We start from the raw sequence: 358 nt of genomic DNA, 5'->3' as shown, positions 1-358 counted from the left end.
GGCCGCCCGCACGGACGTCCAGGTGCACCGGCAGGTCGATCAGCCCGCCCCTGCCGTCGGGGTGGTACAGACAGACGTCGCGGCCGCGGACCCCCAACACCGGGCGGAGCGGGTCGACCGCCGGATCGGCGGACCCGGTCGCGACCGCCCCCCGCGTGAGGAGCCAGAGCGGCGCCGCGATTCCGGCGTCGCCCAGTGCCTGGACCGCGGCGAGCGCGCCGGTGAGCGAACCCGCCGGTACCAGCACGCCGACCGGCGGTGCGTCGTGCGTCCGCACCCGCGCGGCCAGCTCGGCCCCAACGCCGATCTCCAACCGTCTCACCGACGCGCCGACACGTCTCACGACATAGGCGAGTGC

General features: G+C 76.3%; 1 protein-coding gene. It reads right to left on the bottom strand.

The window, feature by feature from the left end:
- A partial coding sequence (locus PUR56_RS08110; protein WP_329948399.1) for a hypothetical protein occupies window positions 1-313 on the bottom strand: 313 nt, incomplete at its 3' end.
- Window positions 314-358: the final 45 nt, after the last annotated feature.

The organism is Streptomyces sp. BE303 (assembly GCF_036290945.1).
GTDB lineage: Bacteria > Actinomycetota > Actinomycetes > Streptomycetales > Streptomycetaceae > Kitasatospora.
This window is presented reverse-complemented; position numbering and strand designations above follow the sequence as displayed.